Source organism: Kitasatospora sp. NPDC038210, from assembly GCF_055600605.1.
In genome coordinates this window covers 13,174-33,375 of sequence record NZ_JBVJYK010000029.1, presented here as the reverse complement: position 1 = coordinate 33,375, position 20,202 = coordinate 13,174, and the positions used below count along the sequence as shown (strand labels likewise).

Below are 20,202 nucleotides of genomic sequence, written 5' to 3'. Positions count from 1 at the left end.
GGACCAAAAACAGCGACCGAAGCGACTCGGTCGCTCCCCCGAGGTTGGGTAGCTGAGTTTCCCCGCATGGGCCGCCACTCCGGGTGCGTACGTGCTCGCTCGGATAGTCTGTGTGAGCTATCTTCTGGACTTCAGTCGCTTCAGTCGCTGATCCGGCGCTCACCAGTGCCCTGACCTGGCTTTTTGCCTTCAGCGACCGAACGAGCGACTCAAATCCGGGCAGCTACCGAGCGACTGGAGCTGCTGAAGCAGCTACTGAACCAAGGGGGAGGGACCAGCGTGACGGCGCCGCAGGCCGTGGGGAGCGACCGAACGGGCCGCCAGCCTGATGCGCTGGCTGTTGCCCGCTGGTGCGCAGCTCAGGGCTGGCCGGTCCATCCGCTTGCGCCCGGGCGCAAGACCCCGCCCGCCAACTGTCAGAGCTGCCAGGAGTCCCCGCACTCCCCCAGCGACTGTGCCTGTCCCCGCTTCGGTCGCTGGTGCCACGGCTTCCACGCCGCCACCGTCGACCAGGACGTCATCACCGCCTGGTGGCGGACCAACCCGGACTTCGGTACCGGTGTCGCCTGCGGCCCCTCGGGCCTGGTCGTCGTCGATGTCGACAGCCACCCCGGCACCGTCCCCGCCCGGGACCGGATCCTTCCCGGCATCCCCATCCACGAGCACGTCGACCTCGACGGCTTGGAGAACGGCTACCACACGCTCGCCCTGCTCGCCGCTCTCCGCAGCTCCCCCGATCCCGCAGAGGACACTTCCACACTGCGCGTCCGTACGCCCTCCGGCGGCCTGCACATCTGGTACCTGGACGACGAGCACCGGGGCTTCACCTGCTCCACCGGCTCCTCCACCGGACGGGCCCTGGCATGGCAGGTCGACATCAGAGCTCACGGCGGCTACATCGTCGCCCCCGGCACCACCACGGGCGCGGGCACCTACACCCCCCTGCCCGGCGCGATGACCCCCGCACCCCTCCCCCGGTGGCTCGCCGAGGAACTCGTCCGCACCGGGCACCTCAAGGAGAGGCCGGAGACCCGTCCGGTCGCGCCGGCCCCCGTGCCCGACCGTGCCCGTCAGGCCGTCGTGGCCGCGGGCGGCGGGAAGCGCGGAGCCGAACGCGTCCTCGACACCGTCCTGCAGGAGGTGACCGACTGTGCCACCACGCCCGAGGGCGCCGGTTTCACCGGCAAGCTCAACCGCGCCGCCTACACCGTCGGAGGCCTCGTCTCCGCCGGACACCTGACCCACACCGCCGCCGAGCAGCTGCTCCTCGATGCCGCTCGCACCGCCCGTCCCACCCAGGACCGGCACAGCTCCGCCGTCATCCGTTCCGGCCTCGCCGCCGGCGCCCGGCAGCCCCTGCACATCGGGAAGGCCCGCGGATGACCGACAGCACCCGCAAGAGGACGGTCTTCGACCCCGTGGCCGCAGCCCAGCAGATCCTGGCGTACCCGCCGGTCCCCGGTCCCTCGCAGGCCCCCTGGCACGGCGCCGCCGTCCAGGACAGCCTGCTCGACGACCCCGCCGAGACCGCCCAGCCACCGGTGCCGCCGGGGCAGTCCGACCAGTCCGAGCAGTCCGAGCTGCCCTTCCACGGGGCCCCCGCGCGGACCGCAGCGGCGCCGCAGGCCGCCCAGGCCGCCCGAACGGCCAAGGCCGCTGCGGGCCCGCAGGCGAGCCCGCACGGCCTGCTGCCCGACTCCCTCTCCGACCGCGGCAACGCCAAGCTCTTCGTCCACCTCTACGGACGCGACTACCGCCACGTCCCCGGCATCGGCTGGTACCGCTGGTCCACCCACCGCTGGCAGCTCGACGAGGACGACACCGTCCTGTGGGCCGCCGGGGAGATGGCCGAGAGCATCTCCACCCACGACCCGCGCGGTCTCTACACCAACACCGACCTGCGTCGGCACCGCCGCCGCGCCCTGTCGACCTCCGGCATGAACGCCATGCTCGCCCAGGCGAAGTCCGCCCCCGGCATGGTCCTCAACGCCGCCCTCCTGGACGCCGACGCCTACGCCCTGTGCACCCCCGGCGGGGTCGTCGACCTGCGCACCGGCGCCATCGTCCCGCCCGACCCCAAGGTGCACCACCACTCCCGGTCCACCACCCTCGCCCCCGCCCGGATGCCCACTCCGCGCTGGAACCGCTTCCTCACCGACACCTTCGGCGACGACAAGGAAGGCCGCCAGACCCGCGACTTCCTGCACCTGCTGCTCGGCTACTCCATCAGCGGCGACGTCGGCGCCCAGGTCATGCCCTTCCTCTACGGGCAGGGCAAGAACGGCAAGTCCGTCCTGCTCGACGTCATGATCCAGCTGCTCGGCGACTACGCGGACGCGGCCCCGCCCGGATTCCTCATGGCCAAGACCTTCGACGGCCACCCCACCGACCTCGCCGAGCTCCACGGCCGCCGCATCATCGTGTGCTCCGAGCTCAAGCCCGGCGACCGCTTCGACGAGGCCCGGGTCAAGCTGCTCACCGGCGGCGACAAGATCAAGGCCCGCCGGATGCGCCAGGACTTCTTCTCCTTCGAGCCCACCCACAAGCTCTGGCTGCTCGGCAACCACCGCCCCGAGGTGGGCACCGGCGGCTTCGCCTTCTGGCGCCGCATGCGCCTGATCCCGTTCGAACGGGTCGTTCCCGAGGAACGCAAGATCGACAACCTGGCGCACGTCCTCGTCGCCGAGGAGGGCCCCGGCATCCTCGCCTGGCTCATCGACGGCGCCCGACGCTACTTCGCCGGCGAGAAGGACCTCGCGGGTCCCCAGCGCGTCCAGGTCGCCACCACCGCGTACGCGGAGACCGAGGACCACGTCGGCCGCTTCCTCAAGGAGGCATGCATCACAGGCGAGGGCATGCGCGCCGAACAATCCCAGCTATTCGGCGCCTACACCCGTTGGTGCGGCTTCGAAGGCGCCAATCCCGTGTCCGGGCGTGCCTTCGCCGCACGAGTCCGGGAGACACTGGGTATGACCTCTCCCAAGGAGATGGTCCTGTCCAACAGCCGTAAGTACTACCCGGGCATCGGCCTGATCACCGACGACACAGAGGAGCAGAACGCGTGAGCGCGCTGATCGACCCGGCCGAGCTCGCCCACGAAACCGACCTCGTCTGGCTGGAGGACACCTCCGACCTCGACTACGTCCGCCAGTCGCTGGACCGCCTCACCACGCGCCGGGGCCGCCCCGCCTACCACCGCGACGGTCGCATGGTCGGCTACGCGATCCTCGGCCCCGACGCCAAGTCCTCGCGGGCCTCCGGCACCTTCCGCCGGCGCGTCTTCTGGCTGCTGCCCCACGACCGCGACCAGGACCCGGACGGCCTGTACTCCACCGGTGCCCCGTCGGAGGCCGTCGACCCGCGCACCGTCGCCCCCGGGGTCAAGGGCTACAAGACCGAGCGCTCCGAGGGCGGCCCGGCCTCGCCGGCCATGCTGGAGCTGGGGATAACGCTTCCGAAGGCCTGAGGCCCGCGGGCGTGACGCCCGGGGCCCGAGGCTCTGAGTCCGAGGCCTGATCGTGGGGCCGACCGCTGCACCCGGTGCGTTCGGCCCGGGTGGCTAGCGGCTCTCGCGCTGCGGCTCCTCCGGGAGGACGGCCTGGCCCGCCAGAAGGCTCTCCAGGAACTGGCTGTGCCGGGCGGGCGTGCTGCTCCGGGCCTCCAGGGGCCGGGTGCGGAGCACCTGGGTCGGCTGCTCGGCCCGCTCGGCCTGCAGAGCCCGTTCGGCCCGCTCGGCCTGCTCGGACCTCATGACGCCGAGGGCGTCCGCGAGGCCGGTCATCGACTGGTGAAGCTCGACCCGGTCGGGGCGCACGGCGTCCGGCGCCGGGGTGTGCGCGTGCGCGGAGGAGCCGGCCTCCGTACTGTCCCGGCCAGCCTTCGCCGTCACCGTCGTGGCCCCGGCCGTCCTGCTGTCCGTGCTGCCCGTGCCCGCGGCTGGTGCCTCGCGCTTCGCCACCCCACGCCTCGTCGCGGTGCGGGCCTCCCCGGTGCGCACTGCGGCCGTGTGCGCTGCCGCGGACTCCCCGCGCAGTCGGCCCACCTCGGCCTCCAGTGCGGCCAGCCGTGCCCGAAGTTCGTCCAGCTCGCCCTGCTCGCCCATCTTCTCCACTGTCCAGAACCCTCCCCGGCCGCCGTTCACGGCCATTGACGTGCGGCTTCAGCCTAGTCAGGCAAGATCACGCCCGCGCCCGTGGGCATCCGACTGCCCGTCAGCGTGCACGACGCCTCCGCAGCCGCGCATCGAAATGCCCATGAGTTCAGGTCGGGCGTCCTGGTGTGGCTCAACTCGGACTGAGCGCGGCGAGCGGCTGCGCTGCCCGCTCCGGGGCAGGGTGACCAGCGCCGGGACGGGGGATCAGCGCCGCAAGGACCAGGGTCACCCCGTCGGCTGCGCCCGGGCTTGGTGCGCGGCGTCGCGCACGTTCTCGTCCTCATCGGCCGTGAGCCGTTCGAGTGCGGCGCGGGCCTCGGGGGCCGGGCGTCCGGACAGGGTCCACGCCAGCCAGTACCGGACGGCGGGATCGGCGTCGCCGGCGCGGGCGACGAGGGCGTCGGTGACTGTCGCCTCGTGAGCCCCCCGGAGCGCGCTGACCGCTGCTCTCCGGACCCCGGGCGCGGCATCGGAGGTGCCGGTGATCAGGATGGCCCGGGCTGTCGAGGGATCGCCGGTGCCGAAGACGGTGCCGAGGGTCGTCATTGCGTGAGCGCGTATCGCAGGGTTCTGGTCGCGGGCCGCGTCGGCGATCAGCCCGAAGTACGTGTCTCCGCCGAAGTCGATGACGGCCAGACTCCAGAGACCCACCATCCGTGTCCCGGGGTCGTCGGAGGCGGCGCACTCCAGTGCCAGCCTGAGCGAGGTCTCGGGCCAGGCCGTGAACAGGTTGAGGACGTCGAGCTGCAGTGTGGCCTCGTCGTCGTTGCGATCGGTCACCATCGCACGTAGCAGGGCGGGCAGGGCGTCCTGGCCGCAGGCACCCGCCAGGGCGTGGGCGATCCGGTCCCGGGCGAAGGAGTCGTCGGCATCGACGTGACGGGCGAGGCGTCGCTCCAGTTCCGGTCGAAGGAACGCGGCAGCCGGTGTGCGCAGCTGCTCCACCAACTGCTCGCACCGACGGCGGGCGTCGTGCCCGCGTTCGGCATCCGCGGCAAGCCGCGCATCCAACTCGCTCAGCGCGCGCTCCAGCGCCGCACGTTCCGTTGCCGTGTTCCCTGTCCCGCCGGTGCCTGTCATGCGCCTCACCCTACGGGCGGGTGGTGATGGCCTTCGGCCCGGATGACGGTGACCGGCCATGGCGGGGACGCTCCCGCGGGAGGAGTGACCTGTGGGGGTGACCTGTGGGGGTGAGCTGTCGGGGCGATCTGTCAGGGCGTCACGCGTGCCCAGTCCGCGAGTAGTGAGAAGTCGTCCGCCGTCATTCCGGTCTTCGGGTCGATGCGGTGGAGGAGCCCCGGGCCGTGGTGGTGGGCCCGGACCCAGCCGCGGTCCGCGTCCGTGATCTGGTCGTCGACCCAGGCGAACGGGCGGCCCCGGGCCCAGGCCACGATCTCCGGTGTCTTCCAGAACACGCCCCCTCCGGGCTGGGGACGCGGATCGGGCCAGGTGATGACCGGCAGGGTGGGAAGCCCCAGGAGGGGGGAGAGGAAGGTGTTGGCCTCCTCCTCCCACGTCGTCGCCCACACCAGGTCGTACGGCAGGGCGGTGAGCGCCGGCCCGTGATCGGGGTTGAGCCAGACCCGCAGTGGCTTCGGCGGCTTGTTCGGAAGGCCCCACTCCCGGAGCCTGCGCCGCTCGGCCGCCTCCCACTGCGGGGTCATCAGCCGGTGCGTCTCGTAGCCCGGGGGCCTCCGGTACGGCTTCGCCGCGGTCGGATTCAGTGGACCGTCGACGTCTATCAGCAGCATCGGCCGCATCAGCTCACCCCCGGATGATCGTCCCCGTACGGTAGCGGTCGAGCGGCGGAGGGCCCAGCGATTTCCCGGCCCCGCCGACTGCCGGCCGGGGCAATGGCCGGTGCCGCGCCGCGTGCGCTCCGGGCTGCGGTTGCTCGGGGCTGCGGTTGCTCGGGGCTGCGGTTGCTCGGGGCTGCGATTCGCCGGACCTCTCCCCCGCTGAGTGGTGCAGATCGGCCGGACGATTTTCCGCGGAAAATTCGGATCCCGCGCTTCTTCGGATCCAACCGAGGGACGGGACAGGCGGAGGCCCGCGGGACTGACAGCCGGGGGAGCACGTCCTGTCCGTGATCGGGAAGGAGCTGCTGCAGCTGCCACCGGATCGCTCGCAGGCACGGGACGCACAGCGTCGCTGATCCAGCGGGGCGGGTGCGTCCGGCGATGTCGATGGGCTCAGGATTTTCCGCGGAAAATTTCGTGGCACGGAGAACGCGGAGAAGACGGAGAGCGCGGACGGTCCGGTGCTACGGGGTCTCCGCGACGTGCCGCCTCACGGTCGGACAACCACCCTCGATGCGGCATCCCGACGGTCCCGGATTTTCCGCAGAAAATTTCCGAGCCGAGGTCGCCGGGTCCCACAGGTCGATGACAGGGCGTTGGTCGCCCCGGTTGTTCCTGTCCTCGCCCCGGGCACAGCGCGGAGGTCAGGACAATGATTGCCCGCCGCGGCCGGTCTTACTGACGCCACGCGGTGAGAACGTCATCGGGCCGATCCAGCCTCGGCGGACGAGAGCAACCTGGGAGGGCAGCGGGGTGACCGGGTCGAGCGCCCTCCCCCGGGACCAGTTCTCGAAGAGGCCCTGGGTGGTGTCGACGGCGGACACCACCATGGTCACCTGAAGGCCCCCGTCGTCCCGGGTGTTCCACAGCGCCGAACCCTCCGGCCGTGCGTCGACACCGATTCGCGCGCACGCCTCCTCGTAGTCCTTGTCCATCCCGGCCGGCATGACCCCGGGCTTCAGCACCGTGGCGCCGACGAGCCTGACCAGGGGACGATCCTCCTCCGTACGGCCGCCGCCTTCGAAGTGGTAGCTGCGCAGGACGCGGGCGAGCGCGTTGACGCTGCGTTGAAGAGACGTCGCATCGTCCGGATCAGGCGCGAACGAGAGCCAGTCCTCGTTGGACGCCTCGACGGTGACACGGTAGGCGAGACGCTCGATCTCCCGAAGGTAGTCCAGTTCGCTGAGCTCAGGTGTGGTCATGCCGCGCTGTCCGGCACCGGGAGACTTCCGTCCGACACGCGTTTCTTCGCCGGCAAGGCCTGGGCCGCTGCCCCTTGCCTGGGTTGTGTGGCCTGGAGGTCGTTTAGGCCGGCGATGCTGAGCATGGCCTGGTGGACGCCGTCGTCCTTGGGCCCGCGGCGCGGGATGAGCAGGCCGGTTCCCGAGTAGCCGCCGTCGGCGAGCGTCGTGGTTGCCGACGGTGGCTGCGGCACGATCTGCATGGCACAGTTCGGCCCGCACGCTGTCGGCTTCCTCACTAGCCTGACGGGATGCATGAGAGTGGACCACCGCTGCTTGCGGACGTCTATCCCCGGCTGGTGTCGTTCGTGGAGGCGGCGCTGATCGCTGAAGGGGAACCCGCCCTGGCCGGGGCCGTCGGGCGGTTGCGCTTTCACGGGTGGTGCGGCTGTCGTCCGACCTGCACCTACCTCCGAACGGCTCCGGCTTCCCGTGCCGACAGCTCATGGCTTCATCTCGACGACGACGACGAGCCTCGCGTCTGGCTTCAGTTCGACCGGGACCACACGTCGTTCGCCGGGATGGAGATCTGCGAGTTCGACTTGGGGCCTGTCCCTGCGCTCGACCCGAACCGCCCTTCCGGGCTGGGGTAGCCCTGCGGCGACGTGACCCGCGATCCGCGCGGAGAATTTTCCGCGGAAAATTTCTGGACCGTCCGGGGACCGGTCTTCGGGCTGTGGATCAGTGGGCAGGTGCTCGGTCGGCGGATCGTCCGTGGTGGGCCAGGCGCGTCGGCAGGATCTTCTGGACAGGCCTCGGTCGGGCCGCATTCCGGTGCGCGCGCACGCCTGCAGGCCGGCGCGCCCCATCGCTCGCACCGGGTCGGCACGGCCGGTTCGCCCCGCTCCCCCGCCGGCGTCGGCGCTTCGAGCGGCCTTTGAATGGTCCCGATTTTCTGCGGAGAATTCTCGGCGCGGCTTGGGGTCGCTCCCCGCGGGCGCTATCACTCCCCCGGCATCCGAAGGCCGGGTCCCAGGAGGAGCGGGCGCGCTTCGCGCGCGTCTCGAACTCGGCAAGTCCGGCAGCCGCCAGGACCCATCGAATTTTCCGCGGAAAATCGACGAGCCCATGAGGGGCGGCGGCAGCCGGTTGCCGCAGCCTCGTGCCCCTGATGCCCACCTTCCTGAAGCCGAGAGGACGGCTCCTGCCGCCGGGGGCGAGCGGACGGATCGCGTCGGACGACGTCGACGCGAGGACACCGCGATCCGCTGCGAGAAGTTCCTGGTCCACCCACCGGCGGCAGTGTGGGCCGCACTGACCGATCCGGTCCTGCACGCCCGATGGTGGGCCGCAGGTGACATCAAGCCGCTGGTGGGTCACCGGTTCACCCTCGACATGGGCCCCTGGGGGGTGCCCAGCCGTGCGAGGTGACCGCCGTGGAACCAGAGCGGCTACTGCGCTACCGCTTCGCCGAAGGATCGCTCGACACGACGATCACCTGGCGGCTTGAGCCGGAGGGCAAGGGCACTCGCCTCTTCCTGGAGCACGCCGGCTTCGATCTTGATTCACCGATGGGCAGGCAGGCGTACCGAGGCATGGGTGAGGGCTGGCCGCACGCCTTGGACCGACTCGACTCGGTCCTGGCCGACGCCTGATCCCGGCATCCGAAGCACGCTCGCGGCCTGATCTTCGCCCGGACCTCGGGGGCATCCGTCGCAGCAGCGGCCCTCATGGTCCACGGCTCTCGGAGGTCACTCCGCGGTGGTTCGGCCGGCGCCGAGTCCACCCGGGCCGGGCAGCTCGCCAGGGGCACGAATTTTCCGCGGAAAATTTCCAGGCCTTGATCCCGGACGATCCGGTGCACGAGTGGCAGGGCGCCTGGGCTCATGAGTCTTGTCCGCCTCGCGTCGGACGGCCGCCGGACTCCGTGCGTCGGCTGCTCGTCGACGGCGCCCGGCGCCTCTGGCGGACGGGATGTCAGTAGCACCGGGGATACTCGGTGGTTGATGTCATCGAATCAGGGGAGGGGCCTCCAGATGCCGATCCGCATTGCCAGCCGTCGCCGTACGACGGCGTCACTGACCGGAGCCTTCCCCGGCGCGGAGATCATCGACGTGACCTCCAAGGCGCCGGAACCGTGGGTGCGGCTGAGCCCCTTCTACCCGCACGGCGGCATCCCGGTTCCCTACAGCGAGGGGTCGACCAGCCAGTCGGTGGAGGGAATCTGGCAGGCCCTCAAGGTCTTCCAGGACTCCGACGTCGACCCCGCGAGGCTCGCGATCACCACGATGAAGGGTCTGAAGCGGACGGTGGGTCGATACGGTCCCGTCCGAGGGCACCGAGCCGGCCTGCACGGCGACCGGCTGCTGCCCTACGAAACGGCTCGCCGCCGGATCTACCTGCCGGCCTATCGGTGGATCCTGGAGCACAGAGTCGCCGACCTGGTCGAGCTGATCAGGAACAAGGAGGACGTCGTCCTCCTCGACTACACCACCAACGGGGACGTCACCGACCCCAGCAGCCCGCTCTCACACGCCGCACTCATCCAGCTGTACGTGGAAGGGCGCTGGCCCAGCGATGACGATGCCGAGGTTCGTGGCGCCGACGGTGCGTGAAGTGGCTTGAGGATTCGGAGGCGGGGGCGGTGCTCATGCGATGTGCAGAACACCGAGCTACCGTGGCCGGGATCCGCTGAGCGCGGTCAACGGCGGCACCGGCCGCGCGTTCGGCGATACTGCCGGGCCGAGGTCGGACGCGGTCGGCTCACCGATTTTCCGCAGAAAATTCCGGGGAGGTCTGCGGACGGTTGGAGCCGGGTGCTGGGGGAGTGCCCCACGGCGACGCCGGCAGTCCGGTACTCCCGTCATGAGAAGCCGGACTTCCGACGGCCGCGAATTTTCCGCGGAAAATTCTGTGGCGCCTCCGGCACGTGGCGACCGACGGCGACGGGCGGCGACGGCGGGCGATGCTCGTCGGCGGGGCAGCGGAATGACTGCGGGGGAGAGGCTCGTCGCGATGTCACGCCGGCTCGGCTGGAGTGAGTCCCGGTCTTTGGACCGACCTGTTCCACCGCTGGCGGGGACCGGATTCGAAGGCCGCCCGGTGTCTCCGAATTTTCCGCGGAAAATTTCGGAGGCCCGGGGCGGGTCCGAGGAGGTGCCGCGCGGAGCCACCCTGGGTCCAGGTGCCGGACCCGGACCGAGTCGTCCTGGTCGGTGAGGAACGCGGGTGCCACCCGGCCGGGCTCTGGCTTCGCCGGTGGGGCGGCCGATCAGCGGCGGCGACAGGACGGTGGTGCGGGCACGCGCGGTACGGCTGCGTTGTCGTTGGCCGTAGCAGTCACGCGAACGACGGCCCCCGGTCGGCGGCCCCCTCCCGCCAGCCCACCCAGCTGGGCGGCGGGCCGGCGACTTCGACCTCTTGGCCCTCCAGCGCGTTGGATCTCATCGTCCACAGACAGGTGGACCATGCGGAAGCACGCCACCTCGGCCTCCACCAGCCAGCGGATCGCAGACCGTTCACGCCGTGACCAGCAGCCGTAGTCCACGACGACGTTGGTGCCGAGCTTGACCGCCTCCAGGGCGAGCCAGAGCATGCGCCCCTCCGGCACGTCGCGCTTCCCGTCCGCCTCAGTCGCTGAGGGCCAGGCGCAGCGCACCGTGCTCCGCGGCGAGCTGCCGAGCCCGGCTGGTCTTTCCGGCTCCTGGCAGGCCGACCATCAGAAACAACCTCGTCATCGCCAGATCGTGGCCGGGAAGCCGAACAGCCGGCGACTGCGTTATCCGCCCGCCCGATCATGGGCCGGGCCACCTCCTCAGCGCCTACGGCTGGCCCGCCGGTCCTTCGGTTCGCCCATCCGTCGCCTGTCAGGGCACCCGCCCCACGGCCGGAAGAACCATGGCCCCGCATGCGGGGCGGCCACGTGATCCGCCGGAACAGGCCCCAGCCGCCGGACAGGGCGAGCAGGCAGTGTTGACTGTCGGTCAGCCGACGAGCAGATCGTCCCGTGGCCGCTCACGGCAGCCCCGAACCAGACCGAGGACCAGGGCACCGCTTCATGACTTCGAACCCGGACGCCCTCCGCGCCCGCGCCGCCGCTGTCTTCGACCTCGATGCCAGGTTGCCTGCGCAGGTCTTCCGGGAACTCGCCGACCCTGCGGTGTTCTGTGAGTTCGATCTGTTGCTCACCCCGGTCGCCTGGCCGGCGCTCGCCGCGCTGGCCAGGCTGCACGGCGACCGGCAGGTCGACCTGCTTGTCGTCGAAGCGGACGGCATGGCCGGGCCGGCACTGTCGCTGTCCGTCGAGGCCACCCCGGACGACTACTGGGCGGAGGTCGGGTTCGATCCGGATCGGGAAGCCCTGGAGTCGATCACCATCGCGGCGCGCACCGTCGCACTCACCGGTCCCTCCGGCCGCTGGGGTTGTTGGGGCGAACGCGACCCGGAGGTTGCCGTCGTCCGAGGCTTCCCGGACGAGATCGCTCGGCAGGACTGGCACGTCGGGTACGGGCCGTGCGTCGACGCAGCCGGCGCGCTGGCGTCCTGGCTGCCGCAGGTCTTCCGCGGCCGACCGGTCCCCGACGCCTATGCCGCCGAGCTGATGGCCAACTACGGTGCACCGCCGCGGAGCAGCTAGGGCGTTTCATTCCGATCATCGGATAGGTGATCGACGCGATCGCGTGGAAGTTCCAGACCGAAGTCGATGCCGAGGGCGACCTCGGCTGGGTCGTCTCGGCGACTCCACGATCGTGCGCGCCCTCCAGAACGCGGCCCGGGGCCCGTCAAAGGGGATCCCGGCCGGCGAACCCGACCACCACGCCATCGGACGCTCTCGCGGCGGGTTGACGACGAAGACCCACCTCGCCGCGGGCGGCCGGCCGCGGACCCGGCCCGCCGTGGTCCTGGAGGACCGGACCCGGGGAGCATCTTGGCGATCATGTGAGCCAGGTGACGGCTTGCTCGGTAGTGGTCGGGGTCCTGTCGTAGCGGGTTGCGGTGCCACGCCGGCCGCAGGTAGGCGCGGAAGGCTCGGGAGTTATGGCTCCTGCCCGCGATGACGCGCTCGGGTCGGGTGCGTGCCGACCCGGGGCCGGCACACACTCGGACGAGAGCGATCACCGTTTCGGCTTGGGTGCAGTCGTTGCGGGTGCCGGTCAGGCGGACAGCAGGCAGGAACCTCTCATCTCCGTCCGGCACGGAGTTGGTTGACGCATGCATGAAGACTTTTGGTCCCGAGGTGGGCTTTGGAGCCCGAGAGCGGCCGATGTCGTCCGCGAAGGCGCGTTTTCGCGCCGAACGGTGCTTTGCGGTGGGCGCGTTGAACATAAAAGACTTAGTAAACGCTTATTAGACATGAAGTGTGTCCGGACCCTCTCCGCGTCGCGTCGGGGCGTGTGCTCCGCTCGGAAGGGCGGAGGGCGGTCGAAGCTCCCCGGAGGACCGACAGTGCGCCGAGTCCGGTCGGCCTCGCGTGAGCGAGGACAGCTCCGGCACCCCCGCTCACCGGAGGCCACAGAACTCCGCCGCACGAATGTGCGATCAGCCAGCACAATGGGGCCGAACCGCGAGAGTGGACGAGAGGACCCGGACATCCATGCTGAACCCGCTCGCTGCGCCGGACGCAGTGGAAGCCGCAGCGGAACCCCTGCTCGACCTGCTCCAGGACTGCGATCACGAGCCGTTCATCGAAATGCTTCACGTCGTCCCCGTGAGCGGGACGGCACCCGGTCATGACCGGATGCAGAGTCTCGCTCAGGCCGTCTACGACGCCGGGGGCTGGGGCAGCGGATACCAGGTGCCGGCACCGATACGCCCGTTCGCGTCACCCGGGGCCTGGCGGGACATTCTCCGTCGACAGGTGACCGAGGGGCTCATGCAGCCCGCCCAGAGATGGCCGGCAGCCAACCTGCGCACGCCCGATGAGATCCAGCGGGCCGGCGAACTCGCCGATGGTGTCGCCGACCTCATCGAGGCACACCTGGGTCCCGTCCGAAGCTCCGGTGATGTCGGAGGCCCGCACGCGTACTACCTCTGGTGGCGCAACCTGCTGTTGGTCAGCGACGGGTGGGCCACGATCCTGCACCTCGCACTCAGCGACTGACCCGACCGCCTCTCCGCCAGCGGCAACCCGCCGGCGTCCTGGGGTCGCGCCCGGGAGCGCGGGGTGAGGTGTTCGAATGCCGCAGTCCTCCCGGCCCCCTTGCGGGGCTGACGTGCTTGCCTGGCCCCCGACCCTTGGGATCGGCGACCGAAGGGCCTCTGAGGAGCTCTCAGGGGCTCTCAGGGGCTATGGAGGGCTCTGGGGGCTGTGGGGAACGGGGCTGCTTCGGGGGAAGGCCAGGGAGGGTCAGCTGGCGCGGTCGACGCGACGCGGGGGTGGCGGTCGGTACGGACCGCCCGGACAGCACCTTCGGCGACGTCAAGGCGGACGTCCTCGCCCACTTCGTCCCCGGCTTCGAGCGCGGCGACGTCGTCGAGGTCATCCAGGGCTCCGCCTGGCCGGAGTGACACCTGTTGCTGCCCGGGCGCCGGGAGGTGTGAGCCGGATCACCGTTGAGGTTGACCCTGGGGCGGGGTGGAGGCTCGGGGCAGCGGCCCGGCGGGGAGTCGGGCACCACTGCTGTGAAGGAGCGACATGTCCACCACCTCGTCCGAGCAGGGGCAGGACCGTCCGGAGTTGCGCGAGGCGATCGAGGAGATCGTCCGGTCCGGCTTCCTCGGAGTGCAGTTGCGGGTGAACGACGAGCGGGGCGAGTGGGTCGGCAGTGCCGGGGTGCGGGAGCCGGACGGGGGCGCGCAGGCGTCGGCGGACGGGCACTTCCGGATCGGCAGTGTCACCAAGAGCTTCGTGGCGACCGTCGTGCTGATGCTGGTCGCGGAGGGCAGGGTCGCACTGGACGCGCCGGTCGACGGCTACCTGCCCGCGTTCGGGCTGGACCGTCGGATCACGGTGCGGATGCTGCTGCAGCACACCAGCGGGGTCTTCAGCCACACCGGCGAGCTCAGCGAGGACGGGACGGTCGTGCCGGGCGTGCCGTGGCGGGGCAGGGAGTGGGTGGACGGCCGGTTCCGCACCTACCGGCCGGAAGAGCTGGTGCGGCTGTCGCTGTCCAGGCCGGCCCGGTTCGCGCCGGGGACGGGCTGGAGCTACTCCAACACCAACTACGTGCTGGCGCGGCTGGTGATCGAGGCGGTCACCGGGCGGCCGTTCGCGGAGGAGCTGCGGCGGCTGGTCGTGAGCCCGCTGGGGCTGACCGGCACCGTGGCGCCGGGCACCTCGCCGGAGGTGCCCGAGCCCCACAACCACGGCTACTACCGCTACGAGCACGCCGGGCGGGAGCGGACGGTGGACATCACCCGGCACGATCCGTCCTGGGTCGGGGCCGGCGGGGACATGATCTCGACCACCCGGGACCTGCACACGTACGTCTCCGCGCTGATGGGCGGCCGGCTCCTGCAGGCCGACCTGCTGGCCGAGATGCGCACCCCGGAGCCGACGATCGGCTACGGCCTGGGGCTGTTCACGCAGGACATGGGCCCGGGCGTCGGCACCGTCCACCACCACAACGGCGCCACCATCGGCTCGGCGGCGCTGATGTACGCCACCCCCGACGGCCGCACGACCCTGACCGCCGGGCTGAACTACGTGGACGACGCCGACCTGTCCCTCGCCCCGGCGTTCCGGGACGCCCAACAGCGGCTCGTCGGCGAGGTGTTCCGCGGCAGGCGGGCCGACCCGGCACAGCCGACGGGCTGAACTCCCGTACGGGGCACGGATGTCCGTACGAGGCATGGAAGCCCGTACGCTTCGAGGGGACCGTTCTGCCCTCGCGCTCGGCCCTTCGGCCGTGCGCCGAGGCCCCGACCGTCGCAGGCGAACCGCGGCCGCGCCGTGCAGGGCCGGCGCGGCCCCTCCACCACGAACCCGAGGCAGGTCGAGCAGATGGTGAACGGCGTCACGATCGGACAGGCGGCGGCCTTCGTCGGCGTCACGGTGAAGACACTGCGGCACTACCACCAGAACGGGCTGGTCGCCGAACCGCCCCGGGACACCTCCGGCTACCGGCGGTACGGGTCTGCCGAGTTGCTGCGGCTGGTGCAGGTCCGCACGCTGGCGGCCGCCGGGGTGCCGCTGGCCGAGATCGGGCCCCTGCTCGACGCGGACGGCGACACCGGGGAGTTCGCCGCCGCCCTCGCCGACGTCGGGCGGCGGCTGACCGAGCGGATCGAGGAGCTGAGCGCGCGCCGCGACACGCTGTACCGGCTCGCCGAGGGCGACCGGGCCCTGCTGCCCGAACGCGCCTGCGCGCTGCTGGACCGGATGCCCGGCCTCGGCTTCGGCCCCGACTACGTGGACGCGCAGCGCGAGGCGCTGGTCCTGGCCCGGGCGATGGTGCCGGAGGGCTTCGACGGCTTCCTGTCCCGGCTCGAACACCGCCTCGACGACCCCGGGTACGTGGAACTGGTCAAACGCGGTTGCGAGGCCGAGGGCTGGGAGCCGGACGACCCCAGGATCGAGGAACTCGCCACCGCCATGGCCGACCACTACCTCGCCAACCCCGCACTGCTGGGCGACCCGGCCGACCGGCGGGCCTGGCGCGGGGCCGGCGCCCAGTACCGGCTGATCAACGACCACCGCGGCGACCGGGCACCGGTGTCGGCCCGGCTGACCGCCCTCACCGAGGCCCGGCTCCGCGCCGCGGGCGTACCCGCTCCCCACCGGTGACGACCGGAGGCGGGACGCCCACACTGCGGAGGGGGCGTCAGCCGTTCCGGTCGGGGGTGGAGGCGGAGCCGCAGGGTGCCTGCCAGGGGGAAAGCGCGGGGTGGACTAGTCTTTGGAGTCAGCTGCAGAGGCATGGGCGTGGAGGTCTGGGTGTGTTCGTGACGACCGGGCAGGCCGGGTCGGTGCTGGGGTGTTCCATTCCGACGGTGAAGAAGCTGATGGCCACCGGAGTGGTCCCCGGCGTGCGCGGAACGGGGCGGCAGGTGTTCCCGCTGGCCGCGCTGCAGGCCCTGCAGGACCGGCCGGTCGCGGACCTCGGCGGGCTCGGTACGGCGGAGGTGGCCGTGTTGCGGTCGGACGCGCTCAGGAGGGTGGACGAGCCGGGCCGGGAGTGGGTCGGCTTCGGGACGGCGCTGGGCGACGCGCAGCTGCTGGCCTCGCTGTCCGGCTGGTGGCGGTGCGATCCGGCCCGGGTCGCAGCCGGTGGGGTGCTGCCGGTGACGGTGACCGGGTTCGTCGTGGCGGTGCTGACCGGCCTGACGCCGTGGGAGTCCGACGGCGCCGCCGGCACCGCGGCCCGCTTCCGGTTCCCGGCGGCCCGTCTGGCCGGTCGCCTGACCGACCTCACCGCCCCGGCCAACGCCGTCGGCCCCGCCGACCCGCAGGACGCCCGCTTGGCCGATCTGCTGCTGGGCACCCGCCTGCCGTCGGTGTCCGGCGGGCCGATCGCCTACGTTCCCACCGCTCCGGTCGCTGCCGCGGTTGCTGCCGCGGTCGTCGCCGCGGAAGGGGAGTGACCCGCTGATGGACCGCAAGACGTACACCGCCGAGCTCGCCGGACTGCGGGAGCTGCGCGCGGAGATCACCGCCGCGGAGAAGGCGGTCGCGGCCGCCCGGAAGGCACTGGACAAGCTCGCCGCCCAGCGCGCGCGCCGGGTCACCGGGCTCGCGGGGTTCGAGGGCGCGAAGGCCGACGCCATCGCCAAGGCCGCCGGCCTGACGCTCGGCGACGTGGTGCGGCTCGCCCCGGTGCTGGACCCGACCCCGTCCGCCGTCCGCGCCGCCCCGGAGCCCGAGCAGGTTGTCGTCGCAGAGCCCGAGCAGGCCGTCGTCGTGGCCGAGCCGCATACGGAGCAGCCGCAGCCGCAGCCGGAGCAACAGCCGCAGCCGCAGCCGGAAGCAGAGCCCGCGGTGGCCCCGGCGCTGACCCGCCCGGCGGCCTCCGCTGTCGAGCCCCCCGCGGCCGCGAGCCCCGCCGTTGCTGCACCCGCGACAGCGCCTGCCACACCACCCGCCCCCACCTCCGCGACTACGTCGGGAGAATCCGCAGCCTCGGTCGCTCCGGTCGCTCCGGTCGCTGCCGTCCCGCCCGCGGTGCCCGAGGTCGGGCCGCGCGAGCTGCCCACCGTCCCCGAGGGCCCCGCGGGGGACCGGTTCGAGGCCGTGACCACCGGGCTGCTGTCCAAGCGACCGAACTTCGTCCAGCAGGCCCGCGCCACGGTGTTCCTGGACGCCGCGACCGGCGACCTCGCGGTGCGCGACCGGGTCGTGCGCCTCGACCTCGGCGCCCGTACGCCCGGTGAGATCCTGGACGCCGTGCTGGCCGCCGCCCCCGGCACCGAGCGGGTCTACATCACCGCCGGCGCCCCCTGGCACGACGGCGCCGAGCGGTACAGCACGCTGAAGGACGCCGTCGCCGCCTGGCTGAACACCCCCTCCGAGCGCTGGACCACCGCCGTCGGCGCCGGCCGCGACCGGCTCGCCGGGCACTTCGTGCACCAGCGCCAGCCCGTCGGCCGGTACGCCCCCGCCACCGCGCCCGACGGCGACAGCACCGAGATCCGGTCGGTGGGGGAGTGGTTCGACCCCGACGGCGCCGACGTGGTGACGGTGCGCGAGGCGTTCAAGCTGCTGTGGCAGGCACTGCGCCGGCACTGGGACGACGTCGTCCTGATGGGCTCGCCGAGCCAGACCGGACGGGACCTGTGGTCGCGCACCGTCCCGGTCAAGGGCCGGTTCGCCGGCGGTTTCCCGGTGCTGTCCGAGGAGCTGCGCGGCCTGCTGCACGCGACCGCCGGCCAGGGTCGCACCGAGCTGATCCTGCCGCCGCGCGTCCCGGCCGAGCTGCCCGCGCTCGTCGAGTACGACCGCACCTTCGCCTACGCCAGGCACCTGTGGAAGTCCCCGGTCGGCACCCCGCAGCGGATCACCGCGCGGGCCTTCGCCGCGATGACCGAGGCCGAGCAGACCAAGGCCCTGATGTCCTGCTCGCACTGGAACGTCCGCGTCACCGTCCCGGCCGGGTGGGAGCACGTCGGCCTGCTCCCGGCCCCCGTCACCGGCGACCGCGCCTGGATCTACCCGTCGGAGCCGGGTGCCACCTTCACGACCTGGGCGGGTGGGGCGGAGGTCCACCTCGCGCTCGCCAACCACCTCGGGCCGTGGCGGATCGAGGTCCTGGGCGGCCTGGTGTGGGAGGACGGCAAGCCGCTGGACGACTGGGGCAAGCGGCTGAAGGCCGCCTGGGCGGACCTGACCGGCCTGTCGAGGGCGCACGCCGACGAGCGGCAGCGCACCGCCGCCTACCTCGCCTCCCGCGCCGTCCGCGCCGTCCTGCTGTTCGGCCTCGGCGGCTTCGCGCAGCGCCCCCGCCTGGTGTCCGGCACCACACCGGTCGGCGAGACGCTGCCCGCCGGGGTGGAGATCCTCGGTCAGGACGGCGCCGTGGTGACGTGGCAGCGGCAGGCCGGGTTCTCCCGGGACCCGTACGCCCACCCCGAGTGGGCCGCCTTCGTGTGGTCGGGGGCGCGGGCCGCCCTGCTGGACATGAAGTACCGGCAGGGCAAGGAGGTCGTCGGCGTCGCCGGCGCCCTGCACGCCAGGCCCGGCACGGTCGTGTACTTCGGCACCGACGGCATCGCGCTGACGGAGCGCCAGCCGTGGCCGTACCGGGGCGAGCCGGGCGACTACCTGCTCAAGGGCCACCTGAGCGGCCCCGTCCCGCACCCGACCGGTCAGGAGCAGTACCTCCAGCTGCGCGCCCGGGGCCGCGCCGAACTCGCCGCCGCCCGCGCCGTCGAACCCGCCGCCGGAGGTGACCGGTGAGCCCGGCCGACCCGCAACACCCCAACGAGGCCGCCCGCCTGACCCAGGAGCTCGTCGACCAGGGGTTCACCAAACGGCAGGTCGCCAGGATGCTCGGCCGCGACGCCTCGCTGGTGTCGCAGTTCTTCACCAAGGGCAAGGGCGCGGCGTTCGTCGACGCCCTGCGCCAGGTCGTACGGGCGGTGCGCGGGGGCGAGCGCGACACCGAGGCGCTCACCGGGATCGCGCAGGAGAACGTCGAGCGCCGTCGCACCAGGACCGGGCAGCGGGCCCGCGTCCGGGGCAAGGACGTGGTCGGCGAGGAGGGCGGGTCGATGGCCGGCCGCGCCGGGCGGCAGGCCATCCGCTCCGGAGCCTCCCACCTCGCCCCCGTCGTCCACGCCACCGGCCGGGCCGGCGGCCGCCTCGCCTTCACCGTACGGATGCGCGCCGACCAGTTCACCATGTCGGCCGGCTCGACCGAGGACTCGGCGGGCCTGCGCCGCGGCTTCGTTCCCCGCGCCGACGGCACCGAGGAACGCACGTACGGTTCCGCGAGCACCGGCGGGTTCGACGCCGCCGAGTGGTCCCGGCGGGTCGCCGCCCACCACGGGGACGTCACCGAGGCGATGCGGGCCTGGCTGGTCGAGACCGGCCGAGCCGTCGAGGACGCCGAGATCGGCTACCTGGAGGTCCGCGCCTGGGTGCCCGCGTAGCAGCCCGCCCGGTCGCCCGGGTGTGACTGAGCGCTTCAGGCGGCCGGTGAGCGTTCGGCGTCGACGCATCCGGCGAACGGGCGCCCGTGCTCGGCGGGGTGGGCGTGGCCTTCCGGGACCACGGCGACGTGGAGCGGACCGTGCGGACGTTCCTGCGCGCCGAGGAACTGGGCGACGGGTACGCGATGGAGTACCGGGCCCGGATCCTGGCCGACCGGGGGCAGCACGAGGAGGCTGCCGCGCTGCGCGTACGGGCGGCGACGGCCGAGCGCATGCTCCGAGGTCACAGGAGCGGCGGCGAGCCGGCTCCGGCCCCGACGGAGTGGCGGCACCGGCGGAGCCGTTGTCCGCCCCTATCGTTGCCGCACCGACCGCCGACGCGGCGGTACGCGGTGGCCTCGGCTGCGTGGGCGTTCCCCGGTCCGCCCGCGTCGAGCCCCCGCCCCACCGGGCGGTCGTCGGTCCCGTCGTGACGGATTTTGTCCGGGTGGGTGAACGGCCATGGGAGGAAAGGCCGTTCACGGCAGCCCCGCACTGTCGACCA

The 20,202-nt window shown here is 72.3% G+C and carries 20 protein-coding genes and 2 pseudogenes; 15 read left to right on the top strand and 7 right to left on the bottom strand.

Annotated elements, in window-relative coordinates; genetic code table 11:
• Positions 1-279: 279 nt before the first annotated feature.
• From ACZ7KX_RS36250 to ACZ7KX_RS36240, 3 genes are read left to right on the top strand one after another with little or no spacing between them, the layout of a single operon-like run.
• Positions 280-1,383, top strand: a complete 1,104-nt coding sequence (locus ACZ7KX_RS36250) for a bifunctional DNA primase/polymerase (RefSeq protein WP_470330218.1) — start codon at positions 280-282, stop codon at positions 1,381-1,383.
• Positions 1,380-3,065 carry a DNA primase family protein gene (locus ACZ7KX_RS36245; protein WP_470330217.1) on the top strand — a complete coding sequence of 562 codons (1,686 nt, stop codon included), beginning with the start codon at positions 1,380-1,382 and terminating at the stop codon, positions 3,063-3,065. The genes ACZ7KX_RS36250 and ACZ7KX_RS36245 overlap by 4 nt, the downstream gene beginning before the upstream one ends.
• Positions 3,062-3,466 carry a DUF6009 family protein gene (locus tag ACZ7KX_RS36240; protein WP_030240262.1) on the top strand — a complete coding sequence of 135 codons (405 nt, stop codon included), beginning with the start codon at positions 3,062-3,064 and terminating at the stop codon, positions 3,464-3,466. Before ACZ7KX_RS36245 ends, ACZ7KX_RS36240 begins: the two co-directional genes overlap by 4 nt.
• Positions 3,467-3,559: 93 nt before the next feature.
• Here ACZ7KX_RS36240 and ACZ7KX_RS36235 read toward each other — a convergent pair whose 3' ends face one another.
• The 5 genes from ACZ7KX_RS36235 to ACZ7KX_RS36215 all read right to left on the bottom strand — a co-directional run bounded on the left by ACZ7KX_RS36235 (position 3,560) and on the right by ACZ7KX_RS36215 (position 7,396).
• Positions 3,560-4,102: a hypothetical protein gene (locus tag ACZ7KX_RS36235; RefSeq protein WP_470330216.1), complete on the bottom strand. Its 543-nt coding sequence runs from the start codon at positions 4,100-4,102 to the stop codon at positions 3,560-3,562.
• Between the two features lie 276 nt (positions 4,103-4,378).
• Positions 4,379-5,233 carry a HEAT repeat domain-containing protein gene (locus ACZ7KX_RS36230; protein WP_470330215.1) on the bottom strand — a complete coding sequence of 285 codons (855 nt, stop codon included), beginning with the start codon at positions 5,231-5,233 and terminating at the stop codon, positions 4,379-4,381.
• 131 nt (positions 5,234-5,364) lie between these two features.
• Positions 5,365-5,904 (bottom strand): HAD domain-containing protein, encoded by a 540-nt coding sequence (locus ACZ7KX_RS36225; RefSeq protein ID WP_470330214.1) that lies wholly within the window; start codon positions 5,902-5,904, stop codon positions 5,365-5,367.
• 692 nt (positions 5,905-6,596) lie between these two features.
• Positions 6,597-7,154 (bottom strand): hypothetical protein, encoded by a 558-nt coding sequence (locus tag ACZ7KX_RS36220; RefSeq protein ID WP_470330213.1) that lies wholly within the window; start codon positions 7,152-7,154, stop codon positions 6,597-6,599.
• Positions 7,151-7,396 (bottom strand): hypothetical protein, encoded by a 246-nt coding sequence (locus tag ACZ7KX_RS36215; protein WP_470330212.1) that lies wholly within the window; start codon positions 7,394-7,396, stop codon positions 7,151-7,153. Before ACZ7KX_RS36215 ends, ACZ7KX_RS36220 begins: the two co-directional genes overlap by 4 nt.
• Positions 7,397-7,444: 48 nt before the next feature.
• Between ACZ7KX_RS36215 and ACZ7KX_RS36210 the strand changes: the two genes are divergently transcribed.
• The 3 genes from ACZ7KX_RS36210 to ACZ7KX_RS36200 all read left to right on the top strand — a co-directional run bounded on the left by ACZ7KX_RS36210 (position 7,445) and on the right by ACZ7KX_RS36200 (position 9,748).
• Positions 7,445-7,786, top strand: coding sequence for a hypothetical protein (locus ACZ7KX_RS36210; protein WP_470330211.1), 342 nt, complete (start codon positions 7,445-7,447; stop codon positions 7,784-7,786).
• A gap of 783 nt (positions 7,787-8,569) precedes the next feature.
• Complete coding sequence (locus ACZ7KX_RS36205; RefSeq protein WP_470330210.1) at positions 8,570-8,788, top strand: SRPBCC family protein; 219 nt, start codon at positions 8,570-8,572, stop codon at positions 8,786-8,788.
• Between the two features lie 381 nt (positions 8,789-9,169).
• Positions 9,170-9,748: a DUF6939 family protein gene (locus ACZ7KX_RS36200; protein WP_470330209.1), complete on the top strand. Its 579-nt coding sequence runs from the start codon at positions 9,170-9,172 to the stop codon at positions 9,746-9,748.
• 1,014 nt (positions 9,749-10,762) lie between these two features.
• Here ACZ7KX_RS36200 and ACZ7KX_RS36195 read toward each other — a convergent pair.
• Positions 10,763-10,870 (bottom strand): AAA family ATPase, encoded by a 108-nt coding sequence (locus ACZ7KX_RS36195; protein WP_470330208.1) that lies wholly within the window; start codon positions 10,868-10,870, stop codon positions 10,763-10,765.
• Positions 10,871-11,190: 320 nt separating this feature from the next.
• Here ACZ7KX_RS36195 and ACZ7KX_RS36190 point away from each other — a divergent pair, with 320 nt between their 5' ends.
• The 9 genes and pseudogenes from ACZ7KX_RS36190 (at position 11,191) to ACZ7KX_RS36150 (ending at position 19,658) form a co-directional block, all read left to right on the top strand.
• Positions 11,191-11,769 carry a hypothetical protein gene (locus ACZ7KX_RS36190; protein ID WP_470330207.1) on the top strand — a complete coding sequence of 193 codons (579 nt, stop codon included), beginning with the start codon at positions 11,191-11,193 and terminating at the stop codon, positions 11,767-11,769.
• Positions 11,770-11,869: 100 nt separating this feature from the next.
• Positions 11,870-12,007 (top strand): annotated as a pseudogene (locus ACZ7KX_RS36185) (IS5/IS1182 family transposase); the annotation flags it as partial.
• A gap of 719 nt (positions 12,008-12,726) precedes the next feature.
• Complete coding sequence (locus ACZ7KX_RS36180) at positions 12,727-13,233, top strand: hypothetical protein (protein ID WP_470330206.1); 507 nt, start codon at positions 12,727-12,729, stop codon at positions 13,231-13,233.
• A 293-nt stretch (positions 13,234-13,526) separates the two neighbouring features.
• A pseudogene (locus ACZ7KX_RS36175) lies at positions 13,527-13,640 on the top strand (HD domain-containing protein); the annotation flags it as partial.
• Between the two features lie 127 nt (positions 13,641-13,767).
• Positions 13,768-14,889: a serine hydrolase domain-containing protein gene (locus ACZ7KX_RS36170; RefSeq protein ID WP_470330205.1), complete on the top strand. Its 1,122-nt coding sequence runs from the start codon at positions 13,768-13,770 to the stop codon at positions 14,887-14,889.
• Between the two features lie 186 nt (positions 14,890-15,075).
• Entirely contained in the window at positions 15,076-15,858 is a 783-nt protein-coding gene (locus tag ACZ7KX_RS36165) for a MerR family transcriptional regulator (protein ID WP_470330204.1), read from the top strand.
• 206 nt (positions 15,859-16,064) lie between these two features.
• Positions 16,065-16,655 (top strand): DNA-binding protein, encoded by a 591-nt coding sequence (locus tag ACZ7KX_RS36160; protein ID WP_470330203.1) that lies wholly within the window; start codon positions 16,065-16,067, stop codon positions 16,653-16,655.
• A gap of 7 nt (positions 16,656-16,662) precedes the next feature.
• Entirely contained in the window at positions 16,663-18,963 is a 2,301-nt protein-coding gene (locus tag ACZ7KX_RS36155) for a hypothetical protein (protein ID WP_470330202.1), read from the top strand.
• Complete coding sequence (locus ACZ7KX_RS36150) at positions 18,960-19,658, top strand: helix-turn-helix domain containing protein (RefSeq protein WP_470330201.1); 699 nt, start codon at positions 18,960-18,962, stop codon at positions 19,656-19,658. Before ACZ7KX_RS36155 ends, ACZ7KX_RS36150 begins: the two co-directional genes overlap by 4 nt.
• Before the next feature lie 35 nt (positions 19,659-19,693).
• Here the strand turns inward: ACZ7KX_RS36150 and ACZ7KX_RS36145 are convergent, their stop codons facing one another.
• Positions 19,694-19,945, bottom strand: coding sequence for a hypothetical protein (locus ACZ7KX_RS36145; protein WP_470330200.1), 252 nt, complete (start codon positions 19,943-19,945; stop codon positions 19,694-19,696).
• Between the last annotated feature and the right edge of the window lie 257 nt (positions 19,946-20,202).

Coding starts and splice junctions, on each gene's coding strand:
- ACZ7KX_RS36245 (WP_470330217.1), top strand. CDS start 1,380: ATGACCGACAGCACCCGCAAGAGGACGGTCTTCGACCCCGTGGCCGCA.
- ACZ7KX_RS36235 (WP_470330216.1), bottom strand. CDS start 4,102: ATGGGCGAGCAGGGCGAGCTGGACGAACTTCGGGCACGGCTGGCCGCA.
- ACZ7KX_RS36230 (WP_470330215.1), bottom strand. CDS start 5,233: ATGACAGGCACCGGCGGGACAGGGAACACGGCAACGGAACGTGCGGCG.
- ACZ7KX_RS36225 (WP_470330214.1), bottom strand. CDS start 5,904: ATGCTGCTGATAGACGTCGACGGTCCACTGAATCCGACCGCGGCGAAG.
- ACZ7KX_RS36220 (WP_470330213.1), bottom strand. CDS start 7,154: ATGACCACACCTGAGCTCAGCGAACTGGACTACCTTCGGGAGATCGAG.
- ACZ7KX_RS36215 (WP_470330212.1), bottom strand. CDS start 7,396: ATGCAGATCGTGCCGCAGCCACCGTCGGCAACCACGACGCTCGCCGAC.
- ACZ7KX_RS36210 (WP_470330211.1), top strand. CDS start 7,445: ATGCATGAGAGTGGACCACCGCTGCTTGCGGACGTCTATCCCCGGCTG.
- ACZ7KX_RS36200 (WP_470330209.1), top strand. CDS start 9,170: ATGCCGATCCGCATTGCCAGCCGTCGCCGTACGACGGCGTCACTGACC.
- ACZ7KX_RS36195 (WP_470330208.1), bottom strand. CDS start 10,870: ATGACGAGGTTGTTTCTGATGGTCGGCCTGCCAGGAGCCGGAAAGACC.
- ACZ7KX_RS36190 (WP_470330207.1), top strand. CDS start 11,191: ATGACTTCGAACCCGGACGCCCTCCGCGCCCGCGCCGCCGCTGTCTTC.
- ACZ7KX_RS36180 (WP_470330206.1), top strand. CDS start 12,727: ATGCTGAACCCGCTCGCTGCGCCGGACGCAGTGGAAGCCGCAGCGGAA.
- ACZ7KX_RS36170 (WP_470330205.1), top strand. CDS start 13,768: ATGTCCACCACCTCGTCCGAGCAGGGGCAGGACCGTCCGGAGTTGCGC.
- ACZ7KX_RS36165 (WP_470330204.1), top strand. CDS start 15,076: ATGGTGAACGGCGTCACGATCGGACAGGCGGCGGCCTTCGTCGGCGTC.
- ACZ7KX_RS36155 (WP_470330202.1), top strand. CDS start 16,663: ATGGACCGCAAGACGTACACCGCCGAGCTCGCCGGACTGCGGGAGCTG.